The sequence below is a fragment of the Bacillus sp. TE9106W genome, assembly GCF_054062215.1.
Map to the genome: position 1 here is coordinate 341,672 of NZ_JBSSFA010000001.1, position 20,994 is coordinate 362,665.

Annotated in this window: 20 protein-coding genes and 1 other annotated feature; of the genes, 2 read left to right on the forward strand and 18 right to left on the reverse strand. The window is 37.6% G+C overall.

The annotated features are described in order from the left end of the window. Positions 1-83: 83 nt before the first annotated feature. The 18 genes from minD to hemA form a co-directional block, all read right to left on the reverse strand. Positions 84-881 carry a septum site-determining protein MinD gene (gene minD, locus ACVWY7_RS01915; protein ID WP_000503310.1) on the reverse strand — a complete coding sequence of 266 codons (798 nt, stop codon included), beginning with the start codon at positions 879-881 and terminating at the stop codon, positions 84-86. 2 nt (positions 882-883) lie between these two features. Beyond that, positions 884-1,570, reverse strand: a complete 687-nt coding sequence (gene minC / locus ACVWY7_RS01920; RefSeq protein WP_000391517.1) for a septum site-determining protein MinC — start codon at positions 1,568-1,570, stop codon at positions 884-886. 35 nt (positions 1,571-1,605) lie between these two features. Further along, entirely contained in the window at positions 1,606-2,151 is a 546-nt protein-coding gene (mreD, locus tag ACVWY7_RS01925) for a rod shape-determining protein MreD (protein WP_456523631.1), read from the reverse strand. A gap of 14 nt (positions 2,152-2,165) precedes the next feature. Then, complete coding sequence (mreC, locus tag ACVWY7_RS01930; protein WP_001135493.1) at positions 2,166-3,017, reverse strand: rod shape-determining protein MreC; 852 nt, start codon at positions 3,015-3,017, stop codon at positions 2,166-2,168. Positions 3,018-3,058: 41 nt separating this feature from the next. Continuing rightward, positions 3,059-4,078 (reverse strand): cell shape-determining protein MreB, encoded by a 1,020-nt coding sequence (gene mreB, locus ACVWY7_RS01935; protein WP_000466737.1) that lies wholly within the window; start codon positions 4,076-4,078, stop codon positions 3,059-3,061. A gap of 158 nt (positions 4,079-4,236) precedes the next feature. Continuing rightward, positions 4,237-4,914 (reverse strand): DNA repair protein RadC, encoded by a 678-nt coding sequence (radC, locus tag ACVWY7_RS01940; protein WP_456523632.1) that lies wholly within the window; start codon positions 4,912-4,914, stop codon positions 4,237-4,239. 46 nt (positions 4,915-4,960) lie between these two features. Further along, positions 4,961-5,536, reverse strand: coding sequence for a Maf family protein (locus ACVWY7_RS01945; RefSeq protein WP_456523633.1), 576 nt, complete (start codon positions 5,534-5,536; stop codon positions 4,961-4,963). A gap of 221 nt (positions 5,537-5,757) precedes the next feature. Next, entirely contained in the window at positions 5,758-6,720 is a 963-nt protein-coding gene (locus ACVWY7_RS01950) for a stage II sporulation protein B (RefSeq protein WP_073525598.1), read from the reverse strand. 165 nt (positions 6,721-6,885) lie between these two features. Further along, on the reverse strand, positions 6,886-8,187 hold the full coding sequence (locus tag ACVWY7_RS01955; protein WP_144507721.1) for a bifunctional folylpolyglutamate synthase/dihydrofolate synthase: 1,302 nt from the start codon (positions 8,185-8,187) through the stop codon (positions 6,886-6,888). A gap of 93 nt (positions 8,188-8,280) precedes the next feature. Further along, complete coding sequence (locus ACVWY7_RS01960) at positions 8,281-10,926, reverse strand: valine--tRNA ligase (RefSeq protein WP_000072239.1); 2,646 nt, start codon at positions 10,924-10,926, stop codon at positions 8,281-8,283. A gap of 38 nt (positions 10,927-10,964) precedes the next feature. Continuing rightward, positions 10,965-11,197 (reverse strand) — a binding site (T-box leader). A gap of 124 nt (positions 11,198-11,321) precedes the next feature. Further along, entirely contained in the window at positions 11,322-12,347 is a 1,026-nt protein-coding gene (gene ysxE / locus ACVWY7_RS01965) for a spore coat protein YsxE (protein WP_000367002.1), read from the reverse strand. A 62-nt stretch (positions 12,348-12,409) separates the two neighbouring features. After that, entirely contained in the window at positions 12,410-13,423 is a 1,014-nt protein-coding gene (gene spoVID, locus ACVWY7_RS01970; protein ID WP_139242350.1) for a stage VI sporulation protein D, read from the reverse strand. A gap of 80 nt (positions 13,424-13,503) precedes the next feature. Beyond that, positions 13,504-14,793: a glutamate-1-semialdehyde 2,1-aminomutase gene (gene hemL / locus ACVWY7_RS01975; RefSeq protein ID WP_000712929.1), complete on the reverse strand. Its 1,290-nt coding sequence runs from the start codon at positions 14,791-14,793 to the stop codon at positions 13,504-13,506. Beyond that, complete coding sequence (gene hemB, locus ACVWY7_RS01980) at positions 14,793-15,782, reverse strand: porphobilinogen synthase (protein ID WP_001087068.1); 990 nt, start codon at positions 15,780-15,782, stop codon at positions 14,793-14,795. Before hemB ends, hemL begins: the two co-directional genes overlap by 1 nt. A gap of 20 nt (positions 15,783-15,802) precedes the next feature. Beyond that, a complete protein-coding gene (hemD, locus tag ACVWY7_RS01985) occupies positions 15,803-16,555 on the reverse strand; it encodes a uroporphyrinogen-III synthase (RefSeq protein WP_000992339.1) in 753 nt (250 codons plus the stop codon). 1 nt (position 16,556) lies between these two features. Then, positions 16,557-17,486 carry a hydroxymethylbilane synthase gene (gene hemC / locus ACVWY7_RS01990; protein WP_001226401.1) on the reverse strand — a complete coding sequence of 310 codons (930 nt, stop codon included), beginning with the start codon at positions 17,484-17,486 and terminating at the stop codon, positions 16,557-16,559. Positions 17,487-17,501: 15 nt separating this feature from the next. Next, on the reverse strand, positions 17,502-18,335 hold the full coding sequence (locus ACVWY7_RS01995) for a cytochrome C assembly family protein (protein ID WP_000008996.1): 834 nt from the start codon (positions 18,333-18,335) through the stop codon (positions 17,502-17,504). Positions 18,336-18,352: 17 nt separating this feature from the next. Beyond that, on the reverse strand, positions 18,353-19,687 hold the full coding sequence (hemA, locus tag ACVWY7_RS02000; RefSeq protein ID WP_000547860.1) for a glutamyl-tRNA reductase: 1,335 nt from the start codon (positions 19,685-19,687) through the stop codon (positions 18,353-18,355). A gap of 415 nt (positions 19,688-20,102) precedes the next feature. On the opposite strand from hemA, the gene ACVWY7_RS02005 reads away from it, so the two are divergent. Together ACVWY7_RS02005 and ACVWY7_RS02010 are read left to right on the forward strand one after the other, a co-directional pair. Beyond that, positions 20,103-20,555, forward strand: a complete 453-nt coding sequence (locus ACVWY7_RS02005) for a MarR family winged helix-turn-helix transcriptional regulator (protein WP_000133920.1) — start codon at positions 20,103-20,105, stop codon at positions 20,553-20,555. Positions 20,556-20,557: 2 nt separating this feature from the next. Further along, on the forward strand, positions 20,558-20,974 hold the full coding sequence (locus ACVWY7_RS02010; protein WP_000359781.1) for an organic hydroperoxide resistance protein: 417 nt from the start codon (positions 20,558-20,560) through the stop codon (positions 20,972-20,974). Positions 20,975-20,994: the final 20 nt, after the last annotated feature.

A 20,994-nucleotide genomic window follows, 5' to 3' on the forward strand; every position in this document is an offset into this window, starting at 1 on the left:
AGTTTGTACATATGTATGAGCTAGGAAAGAAAGATATTCGTGTGAAGAAAAAAGAAAGCACTCCGCAAATATGCGAAGTGCTTTTAACGGATTCCAAAGAAGTTTTTCATCTTTGTAAATACCGATACCTTTTCTTGTTCAAATGCTTGTAATGGGACATTCTCACCCAACAAACGTCTTGCAATATTACGATAAGCTAACGCTGCCTTTCCGCTCGGTTGCAACGCTACAGGTTCACCTGTATTTGTAGCACGAATAACTTCATCATCATCTTCGACAACACCAAGAAGCTCGATTGACAATGTACGTACGATTTCATCAACATCTAACATATCCTGTTCATGAAGCATATGACTACGCACACGATTAATAACAAGTTTCGGTGGTTCAATATCCTCTTTTTCTAAAAGCCCGATAATACGATCCGCATCGCGCATTGAGGATACTTCTGGCGTCGTAACAACAATTGCTTTATCCGCACCAGCTACCGCGTTTTTAAATCCCTGCTCAATCCCCGCAGGACAATCAATTAATATGTAATCATAATCTTGACGTAATACTTGTATTAATTCATCCATTTGTTCAGGTGTTACCGCTGATTTATCACTCGTTTGGGCTGCAGGTAATAAATAAAGATCATCAAAACGTTTATCTTTAATAAGAGCCTGAGGTAAACGGCAACGCCCTTCAACGACATCAACAAGATCAAATACAATACGATTTTCCAGCCCCATTACTACGTCTAAGTTTCGAAGACCGATATCTGTGTCAATTAAGCACACTTTCTTTCCAGATAACGCTAGGGCTGTCCCAATGTTCGCAGACGTTGTAGTTTTACCTACACCGCCTTTTCCAGATGTAATTACTATTGCCTCTCCCACAGCTATACAATTCCCCTTTCTAACTTTGTTAAATTAGGTCTAAGATGAGTGAGAAGTTGCAGTCGATCGACAACAATGTGATTGTTCTCATTAATATACGCACATTCTGCCGCCTCCGCTCCGTCTTCTTTCTCTTCCGGAGCCCGCATTGCCACATCACTAATTCGAAGTTGCATCGGGTTCATAACAGATGCAGCGATTACAGCATCCGAATCCCCATAATACCCAGCATGCGCAATTCCTCTTAATGATCCTACGACAAAAATATTCCCCCCAGCGATAACCGTTCCGCCTGGATTAACATCACCAATTAACAATAAATTTCCTTTTACATGTAAAACTTGTCCAGAGCGAACAATTTTGGAAATAGGGACAATTTCTGTTTCTTCTTTCCAAGCTATTGCTTCCTCTTTCGTTATAACATCACTTTCAATCGAATCCACAACGAGATTCTTTTTATTACGAATTAACGTACGAATCTCTTCTTGTTGGACTTCTGTTAAATAACGATTTCCTACTTTCACATGCACTTCAATTAAAGAGCGTCCATCACCATCATAGTAATGAGTAGAAAGCTTTTCATCCAATTCCTTCAGTAATTCAGAGAATGAACAACAATCATCTAAATGAAGCGTTATTCCGTCTTTTGTCCCTTTTATTGTTACATTTTGTTGCTTTTTTTCTTCCACTAAAGTTCACCCCACCGATTCAATTCGACATAAAATTAGAAAATCCTTTTTTCTTTTTCTTCCATCGCTTTTGAAAGACGCACTAAATATCGTCTCAGTGGGAAACAAACTATCAATAAGAAAATTGCATTTAGCAATACAGTAGACAGGAGACGATCTGTGAAAAAGACATACGCCGACATATGAGTACGTCCTAACAAAGTTAAAAATCCATACACATAATACTCTAATGCTACAATGCTAGCTAGTACGATAGAAGCAACAATAAATAAATTCAATTGTAGTACTTTCATCACACTATAAACTAAATAAGCTAAAATCGGATAAGCAAAAATATATATACCGACAAGTTCTGTGTATACGGTATCAAATAAGAAACCAAATAATAGTCCGTAATAAATCCCTTGGACCGGACTATAGTACACAGTAACAAAACATAACACAATGATAAAGAAATGAGGTGCTGCTATACTGTCTTTCCAAAAAACTGCTGTTGGAACAATAGTAGCAAACATATTTTCAAATAAAAAAACAAAAAGGAGCAAAAGAGGAAGAGCTGCTCTTTTTAAAATCTTCATCATCTCTTCTCCCCCTCCTATTCTAATGGCGCTGAAGGCGTTTCACGTTTCGCAACCATAATATGCTCTACGTCATTTAAATCAGCGGCAGGTTTTACATAAGCTGTTTTTGTTAAACCGTATGGATCCGGCTGAACATCAACGATTTTTCCAATTACAAGACCTTTCGGGAAAATATCACCAAGTCCAGATGTTACAACTAATTGATCTGCTTTTACGTTTGCATCAGAGCCAATCTTTGTGAAAAGAAGTAAGTGCTTTTCTTTGTCATAACCTTCAATCAATCCAAAGATTTTCTCATCACCTTGTACGATAGCAGAAACACGATTTGTTCGGCTCATAGAGCTTAACAATTCTACTGATGATGTAAACTGAGATACACTTTTCACTCGTCCAACTAAACCTTGTGAAGTTACTACAGCCATATCTTTTTTAATTCCTTGCTGCGCCCCTTTATCAATTCCAACTAGATCGTACCATTTATCCGGGTTACGAGAAACGACAGTAGCTGGAATTTCAGTATATTGGCTATTCAACTCTTTTTTACCCGTTAACTCTTGTAACTTCTTGTTATCATCTTCTAATTGTTTTACTTTCCCTGATAGACCTGCATAATTATCTAATTTTGCTTTTAATTCTTTATTCTCTTCATACGTGCGCTTTACATCCTCTACATTTTCGAAGAATCCAGCTACGTATTTCGCTGGCTTTTGGAATACACGTTCTACAACACCGACAGTGTCTTTAACAAACTGCTCTGGCCATGTTAAACTGTTCCGTTCTTTCAATGAGATTCCAATCAATGCCACGAGAAGAATAATACTAACTAACAAAACAATTAATCTTTTGTTTAAGAAAAACTGTGGCACGTTCACACCCTCTTAATTTCATTGATTTTTATTTTGCAATATTATCGAGCAGCAGTTTTGAAAAGATCGATATTGTCTAATGCTTTACCCGTTCCAATTGCTACGCAATCTAATGGGTCTTCTGCAACAAGAACTGGCATATTTGTTTCTTCACTAATCACTTTATCTAAGTTACGTAGTAATGCTCCGCCACCTGTTAATACGATACCACGGTCCATAATGTCTGCCGCTAATTCAGGTGGAGTTTTCTCTAACGTATTTTTAACAGATTCTACAATTGCATCTACTGTATCTTTTAATGCATCTGCAATTTCTTCTGGCTGAATTAGTACTGTTTTTGGTAAACCACTTACTAAATCACGACCGCGAATTTCCATAGGTTCGATACCTTCTGGCTCGCCTGCAGAACCGATTTCTAATTTTAATGCTTCAGCTGTTCTTTCACCGATCATTAAGTTGTAGCTTTTCTTAATGTACTGAATGATTGAATCGTCCATATCATCACCAGCAACACGAACTGATTGACTTGTTACAATACCACCTAAAGAAATGATTGCAACTTCTGTTGTACCGCCACCGATATCAACAACCATACTACCAGTTGGTTCCCAAACAGGTAAGTTCGCACCAATTGCTGCTGCAAATGGCTCTTCGATAGGATAAGCATCACGAGCACCAGCTTGACGAGTCGCATCGATTACTGCACGTCTTTCTACAGCTGTAATACCTGATGGTACACATACCATTACGTATGGTTTACGTGAGAAGAATCCATTTGATTTTTGAGCTTGTTGAATGTAATATTTCATCATTGTTGCTGTCGTTTCGTAATCAGCAATTACACCGTCTTTCATCGGGCGAAGTGCCACAACGTTTCCTGGTGTACGACCAATCATTTGTTTTGCATCGCTACCTACAGCAACGATTTGTTTCGTATCAGTTTGTAACGCTACTACTGAAGGTTCACGTAACACTACACCTTTTCCTTTTACATATACAAGCGTGTTCGCAGTTCCTAAGTCTATTCCAAGATCGCGAGTAAAGCCACCAAATCCAAACATATTATTTATCTTCCTTTCTTGTTTTCACGGACTCATTTTTTTCTTACTTTATATTATAAAAACAGTACGTTTTTTATATCTTTATCCTTTTTGTAGATAATTTTCTACAAAAAACTCATAAATCACATTATAAAACAAAATAAGTAAAAAGCATAGTCTTAAATATGACCTTTTTCCTTTAAACTCACGAATTTATGGTCACCTATTATAATATGGTCAAGCACTTCAATTCCGATAATTCGACCGCATTCTACTAAGCGTTTTGTTACTTCAATATCTTCTCGGCTCGGCGCGGGGTCTCCTGAGGGATGGTTATGAAGACATATGATAGAGGCTGCTGCACGGCGAAACGCTTCTTTAAAAACTTCCCTTGGATGTACAATTGAAGAGTTTAAACTTCCAATGAAAATCGTTTGCCTATGTATGACTTGATTCTTTGTGTTCAAATATAAACATACAAAATGCTCCTGCTGCAAGAAGCGCATTTCTTCCATCATGTATGTGGCGCAATCTTCCGGGCTTCGAATGCTGTATCTATTTTGATATTCTAAACGCACCATTCTTCTACCGAGTTCAAAAGCGGCTATAAGCTGAGTTGCCTTTGCAACCCCGACACCATGTATACTGACAAGCTCTTCTAACGTTGCATCTTTCAGCATACGTAAACCATCAAAGTGATGTAAAATTTTATCTGATAACTTCAAAACTGATTCTTTCTTAGAACCTGTTCTCAGTAACACTGCAAGAAGCTCCCGATTTGATAAACTTCCAGCTCCCTCTAACAATAAACGCTCCCGTGGCTGTTCTTCTTTGACAACATCACGAATACCGTTCATTTCTCCACCCCTTTATTTGTTCTCTCAAAGAAAATCCCATGCAATTTTACGCATGGGTTACATCAATATTAAATTGTTTTAATTCCCGAACAAGACGTGAAATTGGTAATCCAACTACACTATAGTAGTCCCCTTGAATATGTTGAACAAAAATAGATCCTTTACCTTGAATTCCATAACTTCCGGCTTTATCCAAAGGCTCTTTTGATGCAACGTATGCGTCAATTTCCTCTTCTGTTAATTCCCAAAACGCAACTTCTGTACGCTCATAAAAAGTGACTGTTTTGTCTTTTGCTATAATTGCAACACCAGTATACACTTCATGTGTTTTCCCTGATAATAATTGCAACATTTCTTTCGCCTCAGCCTCATTAGATGGCTTTCCAAGAATACGCGATTCATATGTAACAATTGTATCTGCACCTAACACAATATGATCACTGTTATTTTCTGCTACCGCAGATGCTTTTTGCAGGGCAAGAGACATAACAATATCAGAAGGTGATGAATACGCACCAATCGTTTCTTCTACTTCACTTACAATAATTTCAAATGGCACACCCGCTAACTCAAGCAATTCCTTCCTGCGAGGTGATCCTGAAGCTAAAATAATTTTTCTCATATTTTCTCCTTCCTTTCTCACATGAAGCAGAATCATTTACATCAATCGTATCAAAGGAATAGTTTGTCCACAAATGAAAGGAATATTATTTTCTCTAAACAAAATAATACTTCCTTACTAAAACACGATTATATTTCTGTCATAGAGAAAGCACTTTACTCTAAACACAAAAGAAAAGAAAGAAGTACCTATACTTCTTCCTTCGTCATTTCATTATCCTATTATTTTACCTTTTGTGAAACAATTTTTTCATATGAAAGTATACCATCAATGATAACTTGATTTAATTTCGCCAAAGATTCCTTATCACCTTTTCCGTCCTTCACTGTTTGCACAGCTACTGACGTGTACATATACAATTTCTTCGCTTCTTCCTGCTTCATACTTTTCCCTTCTTTTTCAATCGCTTTCCACTCTTTTTCGATTGTACCTATATCTTTTGCATTACTTTTTCCACTAGCTTGTACGCTAGAAGCATATTTTGCTAAATGAGTATATAATGGCTGTACTTTTGTTAAAAACGCCCCGACTTCTTTATCATCTTTCAGTAACGCTTTATCTGTTATATCCCAGTCCTTTTTCAATACGGAGACATTATCATTTTTATACTGCGTCATTAATTGGTTTATTCCTTGTTCATCGCTAGCAATGCCAACAACTAATGCATACTTATCACCGCTCGGTTTTAAAGCTGCTACGCCTCCATTACCTTTCCACTCTTCAAGAGCAGCCTGTCCCTTTTCTTCAGAAGAATACATTCCTCCTTGAACAAAAAAGAATTTCATTGGATTTAATGATGTTCCTGTCTGTGCTTTTGTTTTTTCCTCTTTTGGTGCTTGTGTTTGTTCTGCCGTTCCACCCACCTTTGATTCTTCATTTTGCATCTGCTTCGAAGCTGTTACTTCGCTTCCACCTGTCGCACCTTGTCCTGTAAGTAACTGCAGCATTCCCATCCCAAACGCCGTACCAATAACAATCGCAGTTGCAACAATTGCAATTAACGTATTGCTCCACTTCTTTCGTTTTTTTTCCGTAGACGCCACTTTCGCTTTTTGAAACGGAACAACGTTTTTCGGTCTTTCACTTTCTATTACCATCCAGTCAAATTCATCTTTCTTCTTCTCCTCATACTTCGCTTCTGTTCCATTCACTTTCACTGAGATCGTTCGTGATTGCTTGTCCATACACTCACACCTCACCTCTTATCGTTGTCCGCATCATATCATATTCTTTTCACAAAAAAACGAGATATTTGTCAGAGAAATTCGCCAAATAACCCTATATATTTATCTTATATGTATGCATTTGACTTCATTTGTAGAACAAAAAAACTAGATAGCAAAGACTATCTAGTTTTTCTCGCGAATATATTTTCGAACTTCCGAAATGAAATAAAGAGAACCTGTTATGATAAAAACATCATTTTCTCCAATCATTTCAACCTTCGTATCAATTGCGTCTTTCCAATTTTCAAAAACTAATTTTGACTCTTTCTTTGCATACGATGCAAGCTCGCCTGCTGAAATAGCACGATCAAAGGCGAATGTTGTAAAAATAATTTCATCGGCAATGGTTTCTAATTGACCTACCATATTATGCAATTGTTTATCACCAAGAGCAGTAAATAAAACTATTACACTTTTATCTTTGTAATGTGATTTTACCGTTTTCACAAGACTTTCAATACCTTCTGGGTTATGAGCACCATCTATAATAATATCTGGATTACTTTGCAATTTTTCAAAGCGCCCTACCCAATACGCTTCCTGTAATCCAGTTCTTATTTCTTCTTCCTCAATTAAAAATGATAAGTATGTTTTTACATACATGACTGCCATAAGTGCAAGTGCTGCGTTTCCTACTTGATGGCTGCCTTTCATTGCGATCCGCACATCTTCAAAAGAGGCGAAAGGACAAGTGAAATCAAACTGTTCTCCATTTTCACTAGACTGTTTATGTAACGCTGTAAAATGGTTGCCCATCTCATATAAGTTTGCACGATTTTCCTTTGCAACTTTTTGAATGACTTGCAACGCTTCCTCATCTTGCACACCAGTAATAACCGGAACACCAGACTTAATAATCCCCGCCTTTTCATATGCAATTTCTCCTAGTGTATTCCCTAAAATGTGCATATGATCGTGACCGATATTCGTAATAATCGTGAGAACAGGATGAATCACATTTGTAGAGTCAAAACGCCCTCCAAGTCCTGTTTCAAATAAAACAACATCACAGAAATTAACTTTACCGAAATAACAAATTGCCATAACAGTAATAATTTCAAACTCAGTCGCTTCCCCTAAATCCGTCTCGTCTAGTTTTTCAACGACTGGCTTTACCATCTTTACAAGTTCAGTAATCTCTTCATCTGTAATTGGTGTTCCATTCACACTAATACGCTCGTTAAATGTTTCAATATAAGGGGAGGTAAATGTTCCTACCTTATATTTTGCGTCTTCTAACATGTAGCGCATATATGTTAACGTTGAACCTTTTCCATTTGTACCAGCAAGATGAACACATTTTATGTGGCGCTCTGGATTTCCGAGCTCTTCTAGCATCCATCTCATTCTTTCTAATCCCGGTTTAATACCAAATTTCAATCGGCTATGAATCCACCCTATCGCTTCTTCGTATGTATGTATCACGTATGCTTTCCCCTTTCAAAAGACAACCTTCATCTTTCTATTATACGCAAAGAAAAGAGACTCACCAATATAGTGAGTCTCTAAAAAACATTTTTATTTCTCAAGATCCGCTAGACGTTGGCGAACTGCTTCGCGTTTTTCTAGGTAATCTTGCTCTTTCGCACGCTCTCCTTCAATAACTGCTGCAGGAGCTTTCGCTACGAAACCTTGGTTTGAAAGTTTCTTCTGTACACGTTCTACTTCTTTATCGAACTTCTCAAGTTCTTTCTCAAGACGCGCTCTCTCTTCATCAAGATTGATAAGATCAGCTAACGGTAAGAATAACTCTGCACCTGTTACGATTGCAGTCATCGCTTTTTCTGGCGCTTGTAAATCCGTTTGAATTGTTAATTCACTTGGGTTACAGAAACGCTCAATGTAAGAACTGTTTTTCGTAAGTTGAGCAAGTACAGCCTCATCTTTTGCTTTAATTTGCATTTGAACTTTTTTGCTCATTGGCGTATTAACTTCTGCACGGATGTTACGAACAGAGCGAATGATATCAACTAGAAGGTGCATTTCTGCCGCAGCTTCTGTATCTTGTAAATCTTCGCGAACTGTTGGCCACGCTGCTACTGTAATAGATTCGCCTTCGTGCGGTAAATGTTGCCAAATTTTCTCTGTTACGAATGGCATGAATGGGTGTAATAGACGCATTGTTTGGTCTAATACGTAAGCTAAAATAGAACGAGTTGTTTTCTTAGCTGCTTCATCTTCACCGTATAGAGGAAGTTTCGCCATTTCAATGTACCAGTCACAGAAATCGTCCCAAATGAAGTTGTATAATGAACGACCAGCTTCACCGAACTCATATTTATCCATGTTACGTGTTACGCTTTCGATTGTTTCATTTAAACGAGTTAAAATCCACTTATCCGCAACTGATTTTTCACCAGTTAAATCGATTTCTTCATACTTCATGTCATCCATATTCATTAATACGAAACGTGATGCATTCCAAATTTTGTTAATAAAGTTCCAAGTAGATTCTACTTTCTCCATGCTGAAACGTAAATCTTGACCTGGTGCACTTCCTGTTGATAAGAAGAAACGCATTGCATCTGCACCGTACTTCTCGATAACATCCATTGGATCAATACCGTTACCAAGAGATTTACTCATCTTACGTCCTTGCTCATCACGAACTAAACCGTGAATTAATACATCTTTAAATGGACGCTCGCCTGTAAACTCTAAACCTTGGAAAATCATACGAGATACCCAGAAGAAGATAATGTCATAACCAGTTACTAACGCATCTGTTGAATAGTAACGTTTAAAGTCTGCTGCATCTTCATTTGGCCAACCAAGTGTTGAGAATGGCCATAACGCTGAACTGAACCATGTATCAAGTACGTCGTTATCTTGATTCCAGTTTTCAATATCTGCTGGTGCTTCTGTACCTACGTATACTTCACCAGTTTCTTTATGATACCAAGCTGGAATGCGGTGTCCCCACCATAATTGACGAGAAATACACCAGTCGTGGATATTTTCCATCCAGCGTAAGTATGTGTTTTCAAAACGATCCGGTACGAACGTTACTTTCTCTTCTTCTTTTTGTTGAAGCTCAATTGCTTTTTCTGCAAGTGGAGCCATTTTTACGAACCATTGTGTTGATAAGTAAGGTTCCACAACTGCACCACTACGCTCACTATGACCTACTGAATGCATATGAGGCTCGATTTCTACTAATACGCCCGCTTCTTGTAAGTCTTTTACTAACGCTTTACGGCATTCGAAACGATCCATGCCGTTATACTTACCAGCTTTTTCGTTCATCGATCCATCTTCGTTCATTACTAAGATGCGTGGTAAGTCGTGACGGTTACCTACTTCAAAGTCATTCGGGTCATGTGCTGGTGTAATTTTTACAACACCTGTTCCAAAGTCTTTTTCTACGTACTCATCAGCAATAATCGGAATCTCACGACCTACGATTGGAAGTGTAACTGTTTTTCCAATTAAATGTTTGTAACGATCGTCTTCTGGATGAACCGCTACTGCTGTATCACCAAGCATCGTTTCTGGACGAGTTGTTGCAAGACGAATGTGTCCAGAACCATCTGTTAACGGATAGTTCATATGGTAGAATGCACCTTGAACTTCTTTGTGAATTACTTCGATATCAGAAAGAGCTGTGCGTGTTGCTGGATCCCAGTTGATAATATATTCACCGCGGTAAATTAAGCCTTTTTCGTATAATTGAACGAATACTTTATTAACCGCATCAGATAAACCTTTGTCTAATGTGAAGCGTTCGCGAGAATAGTCTAGTCCTAAACCAACTTTCCCCCATTGCTGACGAATGTGAGAAGCGTATTCTTCTTTCCATTCCCAAGCTTTTTCAAGGAATTTCTCACGGCCAAGATCGTAACGTGAAATACCTTCTTCACGAAGTTTTCCTTCTACTTTTGCTTGTGTTGCGATACCCGCATGGTCCATTCCTGGAAGCCATAATACATCGTAACCTTGCATGCGCTTCGTACGAGTTAAAATATCTTGAAGAGTTGTATCCCAAGCATGACCTAAGTGTAACTTACCAGTTACGTTCGGAGGTGGGATTACAATTGTATACGGTTGTTTCTTCTCGTCTCCTGTTGCTTCAAAATATTTGCCTTCTAGCCACCACTGATAAAGGCCTTCTTCAACGGACATATGATCATATTTAGTTGGTAAATTCTTTTCCGTGTTTGACATTATTTTCCCTCCTTAAAATAAAAAATGCCCCTCATCCAAAAAAGGACGAGGGACATCGCGGTACCACCTTTATTTACAAACAAATCCAGGAATTTGCTTATACTCTTAAATTGATAACGGACAAATCCGTCTTTTCCTAATGAGAACTATTCCGTTCAGAAAAGATGCTCCAGGGCTACCTTCTAACATAACTATCTAGAGAATCTCCCAGCTAATGATTCTCCTCTCTGAAGACGTTTCTTGTTATACTCTTCCCCTTCAAGGCATTTATATGATTGTTAATTATTATATACAATAGTGTAAAAAACGAAACCTTATTCGTCAAGATAAATTTAAGACTATCACATTTCGAGCTAATAAAAAAGAAGATAAGTAGCATCCTCTACTTATCTTCTTTATCCGTTCCCTTGCTGGGCCGCTTGTAATTGCGAAAGGAAATATTCTATATTACTAACGAGCCAATGCGCTTGTTGCAAGCTCTTTACCCCGAGAAGTTCATTTTCCTCATTACGACGCTCTCTTCTTTTCTTATAAGACTGGATTTGCCGAATAAATTGCGATGGATACGTCATATACGCAAACATGAGTAGTTGCTCTTCTTTCGTAAAAGGGAAATTTTTTTGATACATTTGATACCATTCAAACCGATCACTTCGCGCAATTGGGTATGTGTTTAACGACCGAGAATAAAATCCTACAATATCTTGCACCGGTGTTGCAAACTTCGATTTTTCTAAACTAATAAAATAGCCATTCCGTTCATAATCAAATAAAAAATGATTCAATGATACGTTACCATGTACAAATGTAATGCGTGTTGTCTCTTTTTCTTTCATCGCATCGTTCCACTCATTTAATTGCTTCGTTGCAAACTCACGTGCCCTCATTACATGATGATAGTACGTACAATATTGTAGTTCAAATGGAGACATATACCACTTCGCTTCCGATTCTACAAGAAACTCTTCTAACATCTCTCCATCATTTTCCCAGCGATTGGATATATTTGTATAATGTTTTTCTAAATCCTCTTCTGTATACGTTTCTTCTTTTACCGTCTTTTGATGCAACGTTCCGAGAGTCTGAAACATTTTATGGTATTGATCATTATCCTCGCCGTTTCCTTCTGCACGTTCTAACCAAGGCATTAAATAATAATTATACGTACCGTCACTTAAAATATAATTTCCGTCCGTCGCATGGTATATAGGTACGTAATTTGAAAAACCTTTCTCTTTCAAATATTGAATATGATGCAGAAAATTATTCCGCTCTAACTTCCTGCCTTCTATTTTCTTGAGCGCATATGGACCTTGATTCGTATAAATTTTTGTTACGCTTCCGTGCTCTTCCATATGCTGCGTATCCAATCTATATTGCCTTACAATGGGTTCATAGCGATTTCGTAATTCCATATCCATACGAATAACCCTTTCTATTCAAAACATAGCCTTTAGAAAAATAAGTGAGTGAAAACACTCACTTATTTCGCTTTTGCTCTTGAAACAGGAATATAAATAATTTGTCCTGTAGTTAAATATATATCTTCTGTTTGATTGACACGGTATAAGTTTTGTACAGATGTTTCATAACGTTCTGCAACCGATTCGATCGTATCTCCTTCTTGCACGAAATACATTCTTAACTTTGTAAATTCTTCTTCCGGTTCTTTCGTAAATAATTTCGTTAAATACAGCGCATTTTCATCTCGCTGTGAATACGTTTCCTCTTCTTGTTCTTCTTGTTTTTTCGCTTGTTCTTTCTTGAAATCTTTTCGTCCGAACAATTCAAATTGCGGCGTTGTTTCTTTCTCCTCTTCACGCTCTACAAATTCATGTTCTTCTATTTCCTCTTCCTCTACTTCCTGCTCTTTTCTTTCTTCTAGTTGGAACGGTTCAAATGCGTAATCTTCCCACTCATCTGATTCCTTATAAGCTGGTTCTTCTACGTGCGGCGTTGGTCTATTTTCCTCCTCTTGTGCTGAGTCAACTTCGAACTCAGCATACGCCGTTTCTTCCTCTTCCTCTTCATCCTCGATGCGTTCTTCATCACATAAACCTGTAATAGATATATCCGCTAATAATTGTAAGCAACCATTTTCCTTTAGTTCATAATCAAATTCCTCGATAGATACATATAGTTCTTCAATTACTTTCACACGGTTTCTTGGGATTGATATTTCAAGCGGAAAGGAATGAACAAGTTCATTAACCCCATCTTCTCTTGTTTCTACATAATCTATTGACTTGGCTGGCGATAGATCTCTTAATGAATAAGCTGAATCATCTTGCCTTGCAACATACTCTCCCGTTAAATCTAATTGCCCTCTCACAATAACCTCATGATCAAGCTCTTCTATCTCAACGTCTGGATCTAACGAAATTGACAAAAGTTCTTCGACTTCCTGTCCTTTTTGGAACCAAACAGATTCTTTTAATGAAAAACGTAATGAATGATCTGTTGCCACTTCTTTTCCCCCTCCCAAACTATATGTCATTACAGATTTATGTACGGAAAGCTGACTTTATGAATAAAAAAAAATCGCTCCCCTTTTGGAGAGCGATTTTCTTTATTCAATTAAGCTTTTAACTTTGACATGGCAATTTCAGCCGCTGCAATCGTCGCCTCAATATCTGCATCACTATGTGCTGTCGATAAGAATAAACCTTCGAATTGAGATGGCGGCAAGAATACACCTTGTTCTACCATTTCACGATAGTAAGCCGCAAAGAATTGTAAATTTGAAGATTTGGCTGCATCGTAATTAATAACTGGTTCATCTGTAAAGAAGATACCAATCATAGAACCAGCACGGTTAATATGATGCGGAATACCATGTTTTTCAGCCGCTTTACGTAAGCCAGCTTCTAACATTTCAGCTTTACGTTCGAATTCTACATATGATTCTGGCGTTAACTGTACTAACGTTTCATAACCTGCTGCCATTGCAAGTGGGTTACCTGATAAAGTACCTGCCTGGTAAATCGGTCCGCTCGGTGCAACTTGGCGCATAATTTCTGCTTTACCACCGTATGCTCCTACCGGTAATCCACCACCGATTACTTTACCTAAACAAGTTAAATCAGGTGTTACACCGTAATAACCTTGTCCACAATTATAAGCAACTCGGAATCCTGTCATTACTTCATCAAAAATAAGCAATGCTCCATTTTGCTCTGTTACTTCACGAAGACCTTCTAAAAATCCTGGTTGCGGAGGAACAACACCCATGTTCCCTGCTACTGGTTCTACAATGACACAAGCAATATCATCGCCGAATTGTTCGAAAGCGTATTTCACACTTTCTAAATCGTTATACGCTACTGTAATCGTATTTTTCGCTACACCTTCTGGTACACCAGGGCTATCTGGTAAACCTAGCGTTGCTACACCAGAACCCGCTTTAATTAATAACGAGTCACCATGACCGTGATAACAACCGATAAATTTCAAAATTTTGTTACGGCCTGTATAACCACGAGCTAAACGTAGCGCACTCATTGTTGCTTCTGTTCCAGAGTTAACCATACGCACAATTTCAATTGATGGTACACGCTCAATAACAAGTTTCGCTAATTTATTTTCAATTTCCGTTGGGGCACCGAAGCTTGTACCTCTTTCCGCAACAGCTTTTAAAGCCTCAACAACACGATCATTTGCATGACCATGAATTAAAGGACCCCATGATAATACGTAATCGATGTATTCATTCCCATCGATATCATATACTTTAGAGCCTTTTCCACGCTCCATAAACAACGGGTTCATACCGACAGACTTAAATGCACGAACCGGGCTATTTACGCCACCAGGCATTAAATCTTGAGCCTCTTCAAACGCTGCAATCGACTTATCAAATTTTTTCATTATTTAGCGCCTCCTTCTTGTAACCATCTTGCTGCATCTTTTGCATGATACGTAATAATTAAATCTGCTCCTGCACGTTTCATACTAATTAATTTTTCAAGTACAACTTCTTTTTCATTAATCCAACCATTTTGCGCTGCCGCTTTAATCATTGAATATTCACCGCTTACGTTATAAGCAACGACTGGTAAATTAAAGTTATTTTTCACATCACGAACGATATCTAAGTAAGAAAGAGCTGGTTTTACAATTAAGAAATCTGCCCCTTCCATTACATCTGATTCTGCTTCACGGAATGCTTCCATACGGTTCGCCGGGTCCATTTGATATGTTTTACGATCACCAAATTGCGGTGCACCGTGTGCCGCATCACGGAATGGTCCGTAAAATGCTGATGAATATTTCACAGCGTACGACATAACTGGTACATGTCCAAAACCATTTTCATCTAATGCGTGGCGAATTGCTGTTACGAATCCGTCCATCATGTTTGATGGCGCAATAATGTCCGCTCCTGCTTTCGCTTGGCTTACAGCTGTTTTTGCAAGAACTGCAAGAGACTCGTCATTTAAAATAATACCATCTTCAATTACACCGCAATGACCATGGCTTGTAAATTGACATAAACATGTATCCGCAACTACTACTAGATCGGGGAATTCACCTTTAATTTGCTGAATCGCGCGTTGCACAATTCCATGATCACAATATGCTGATGATCCAACTTCATCTTTTTCAGCAGGTAAACCAAATACAATAACAGAACGAATACCTAAATCAACAACTTCTTGCATTTCAGCTTGCAATAAATCTAAAGACATTTGATATACGCCTGGCATAGAAGGTACTTCATTACGAACATTTTCACCTTCTAATACAAAAATAGGGTAAATAAAATCTTCCGTATGTAAAAACGTTTCACGCACAAGCGCACGCATGCCCCCGCTTTGTCTTAAGCGACGATGACGATTAAATTGTAAAGAGTTCATAGATTTCTATCCCCATTCTTTTATTTTATAGATTCACAAACGCATTGTAGTAATGCTTCTACAGTGTACTCTTTCGGCATAATAACATGCGGAAAATAAAGGCTCGCCTCTTTTTCCGTAATAGGCCCTATACAAGCAATTGTACATTTTTTTGTCCATTCTCTCCAGTTTGTACCCTCAAGTAAACGAACAAAACTAGTAACAGTTGAAGGGCTCGTAAATGTAATAATGTCTACTTTCCCTAACTTCAATGCTGCTATAAGCTCTTGCTTTTTTTCTATATTCACTTTCGTACCGTATACGATTAGCTCATCTAGAGAAACACCAATTTCCCGAAGTGCAACCGGAATTACCTCTCTTGCTAAATTCCCTTTCGGAAATAAAATACGTTCGTTTCCACTTAATTCTTTTACAAATTCTTCTGCAAATTCTTCTGCAACAAATGAAGTCGGAACAAAGTCTACATGATAGCCTCGCTTTTCTAACTCTAACTTTGTTTTCACGCCTACTGCAGCAATTTTAGTCGTTACGGGTAGCTTCTTTCCTAAACGATCTAGAAAAAAATCTACCCCATTTTTACTTGTGAAAATAACCCAATCATACGAATGTAACTGCCCTGCTATATGTTGAATTTGCCTATGAGACATACCTTCCATACGCAAAAGCGGAATTTCCAATGGAATTCCGCTCTTTTCTTTCACCGCTACACTCATTTGTTTTGCTTGGTGCTGGGCACGTGTAATCAATACCGTTTTGCCAGCGAGAGCGTTCATATTATTGTTGCCCCTTATTTGCAGCAAGAATGAGTTCTTTTGCGCCTTGTTTAATTAAACGGTCCGCAGCCTCTAATCCTACTTTCTCTGGATCAGTTCCTACTACTGTCTCTTTCAATAAAACAGAACCGTCCATAGACCCGACAAGAGCTGTTAATTCGATTGCATCGTTTTCTGTAAGAGTTGCATATCCAGCGATCGGCACTTGGCATCCACCTTCAAGTTTATGAAGAAATACTCGTTCTGCTGCCACTGTTTTCTCTGTTACTGCATCATTTATATGCGCTAACAACTGTAGTAAATCTTTATCATCTTCACGGCACTCAATCGCTAATGCACCTTGTCCTACAGCAGGTACACATAACGTCTCATCTAAATGTTCTGTAATAACTTCATCATCCCAGCCCATTCTTTGTAACCCAGCTGTCGCTAAAATGATTGCATCGTAATCTTCTTCTTTTAATTTGCGTAAACGTGTATCGATATTTCCGCGAATCCACTTCACTTGTAAATCTGGTCTTGCAGCGAGCAGCTGTGCACTACGTCTTAAACTACTCGTACCTAAAATAGCGCCTTCTGCTAACTCTTTAAACGACGCTCCATTTTTTGAGATAAAAGCATCACGAGGGTCAACACGCTTTGGTGTACAACCGATCATTAATCCTTCTGGAAGTACGGCCGGCATATCTTTCATACTATGTACAGCCATATCAATTTCTTTCGTAAGTAACGCATGTTCAATCTCTTTCACAAACAAACCTTTTCCGCCTACTTTTGAAAGAGTAACATCTAAAATAACATCACCTTTTGTGACGATTTCTTTCACTTCAAATTCATATGGTAAACCTAGCGCTTTTAACTGATCAATAAACCAGTTTGTTTGCGTTAATGCTAATTTACTCTTTCGTGACCCTACAATAATTTTGCGCATAATTTTCTCTCCTCATTATAAATACCAAAAGTGGAAGTTGGATAAACTGCTTAATAGAAAAATATTAATTAGCATTACGAGAAATGCCCCAATGTTCCACTGCACGATTTTCTTCCCTTGCAACACGTCTGCAGCTCGTAAATATAGGCCCGCACAATATACAAATAGAACGACAAAAGACCCGATTACTTTCGTATCATACCAATGGAAATTGTCCAATTTTGTATATCCCCATATGCATCCTAATAAAATAGCTAGTAAGAAAAATGGAACAGAAAATAAATTTAATCCATAAGACATCGATTCTAGCTTCGGTAAATTCCCTAACCTTCTTAATCTCGCATTCCATTTCTTCTTTTTTAAAAGGCGATATTGCAATAAATACATAATAGAAAAAATGAACGATACAGTGAAAGTTGCATAAGAAATAATAGCCATACCGACATGTACGTATACAAGCTCCGAAACTAATTGCTCTGCAAGTACCGGCGACATCTTTCCGAGCGGTGTAAAAATAGAAAAAGCGCTTACGCCAAATGCGACAACATTTGTAAAAAAGACTAAAAAGTCAATCCTCATAAATCGATTAATGACTAAAGACATCGTAATCAATAGCCAAACATAAAAATAAATCCCTGATAATAAGGTTAAAAGAGGGTTCGTTTCTGAATCTGTAGCTCTAAGCAACATAAAAATAGAATGCAGAACCCATACAATCGAAAGTAACCAAAAAGCAAATCGGTTCGCCTTTCGGTTACTTTGGAAATAATCTATAAAATATAAACTAATGCTACAAGCATATAAAATAATTGCAATATGATAAATAATACTGTTATTTAAAAAACTCATCCGATCATCCTTCCAAATTATAAAGATGGAACGGATGGTGTCCACACTCTTTTATGTTCTACTTCTTCCGCACGACTCTCTACGTCTTCCATTTCTAAATCGAAAATCTTTGCAAATAACGCTAATTTTTCGTCTGCTCCCTCTTCAGCAGCTATTTCTTTCGCTACTAAAATTGGGTCTTTTAATAATTGATTAATAATACTTTTCGTATGCTTACTAATTACTTTTCTCTCACGATCACTAAGATTCGGTATTTTTCGTTCCAGACTTTCCATCGTTTCGCTTTGGATAGCAAGTGCCTTATCACGAAGAGCTGATATTAACGGAACGACACCAAGTGTACTTAACCACGTTTTAAATAAAACAATTTCCTCTTCAATCATAAATTGAATTTTCTCTGCTTCTTTCAAACGTTCAGCACGGTTCGCTTCCACTACTCCTTGCAAATCATCAATGTCATATAAGAAAGAACCTTCTAGCTCATCAATTGCTGGATCAATATCACGCGGCACTGCAATATCAACCATAAATAATGGACGACCAGAGCGCATTTTCTCTACCTTTGTCATCATCTCTTTCGTAATGACATAATCCGATGCACCAGTTGAACTAATTAAAATATCAGCTTCTAATAATGCACATTGTAATTCACTTAAAGGTTTTGCATGTCCCATATATTTCTCAGCCATTATTTCTGCTTTTGAAAGCGTCCTATTCATAACTGTTACTTTACGAGCACCGCTTCCATATAAGTTCTGTAGTGCAAGTTCACCCATTTTACCAGCACCGAGAATAAGCACGTGACAATCTGTTAACTCGCCGAATATTTTCTTCCCTAACTCAACAGCAGCATAACTAACAGACATCGCACTTTCACCAATTGTCGTTTCTGAGTGCGCACGTTTCGCTAATGTAATGACTTGCTTAAACAATTCATTAAAAATTGTTCCTGTTGCTTTTACTTGTTGTGCTTCTAAAAAGCTATCTTTTATTTGACCTAAAATTTGCGTCTCTCCAACTACCATAGAATCTAAACCGCACGTTACGCGGAATAAATGATCTATTGCACCATCTTGTTCAAAAATAGTTAAATATGGTGCGACTTCTTCTATTTCAAGCTGAAACCAATCAGCTAAAAACTTCTTAATATAATACCGTCCCGTGTGTAATTGATCGACAACAGCGTAAATCTCAGTGCGATTACAAGTTGATACAATGACATTCTCTAACACGCTCTTTTGATTTTGTAATGTCGTCATTGCTCGCTCTAGCTCTGCTGCCTGAAATGTGAGTTTCTCACGAAATTCTACAGGGGCTGTTCGATAATTTACACTAACAACAAGAATATGCACGCAGCATGTCCCCCTTCACCCGTTTTATCACTTTATCTACTATCATAATACAACTTTCCTCTTATGAATCTGACAATCGTGTGAACAACTGATTATTTTTTATTTATTCTCCGTATGTAATAAAGGAGATTCAGTAAAACGAATAAAATTTTTCTACTTTATAATGATTATAAATTAATAACTCTATTTGTACGTTACCAAAAAAAGCCCTCATAATCAAGTGATGGAAACTATTCCATATGAATTATAACATCATCTTTCCTATCTTCTTTCATCATGAAGGAAAATATGTACGATTGTTCCAATTTGTAGCACAAACTTTCTCAATACAATGTATTTGACATTGTATTTATTTTTCGTTATATTGATTTTACAAAATTAAATTGCGCACAACTTAATTAGAAAGGAGTCATTCATGACAGAAGATTCTTTGCATCTAGATAATCAACTTTGTTTTTCTATTTATGCTTGTTCTAGAGAGGTTACACGCTTTTACCGACCGTATTTAGAAGAAATGGGCATTACGTATCCACAGTACATTACTTTACTCGTACTATGGGAGCAAGATGGGCTAACAGTAAAAGAAATTGGAGAACGTCTATTTTTAGATTCCGGTACGTTAACACCTATGTTAAAACGAATGGAATCATTAAACCTTGTAAAACGCGTTCGTTCCAAAGAAGATGAGCGAAAAGTGTGTATTGAATTAACAGAACAAGGAAAAGATTTACAAGATAAGGCTTGTTCATTGCCGACAACGATGGCAACAAATTTAGGAATTACAGAACAAGAATATCGTTCTTTATTAATTCAATTAAATAAACTAATTGAAACAATGAAAACAATTAATGATAGAAAAGGGGAATAAACATGGATAAATTATATACTGCTTCAGTAACTGCTACAGGTGGAAGAAATGGAAAAGTAGTATCAGATGATGGCATATTAAATCTTGATGTAAAAATGCCGAAAGCACTAGGTGGTGCAGGCGGAGAGGCAACAAATCCAGAACAACTATTTGCTGCTGGTTATGCTGCTTGTTTTGATAGTGCATTACAACTTGTCATTCGTACGAAACGTGTGAAAGTAGAAAGTACAGAAGTAACTGCTCACGTTTCTATCGGAAAAGATACAGATGGTGGTTTCGGCCTATCTGCTGTACTTGATGTACATGTCGCTGGCGTTTCACATAGCGAAGCACAAGAACTTGTAGAAGCCGCTCATGGCGTATGTCCTTATTCGAAAGCAACACGAGGAAATATTGAGGTTACATTAAACGTACGCTAAAAGTGTATAAAGAAAAAAAC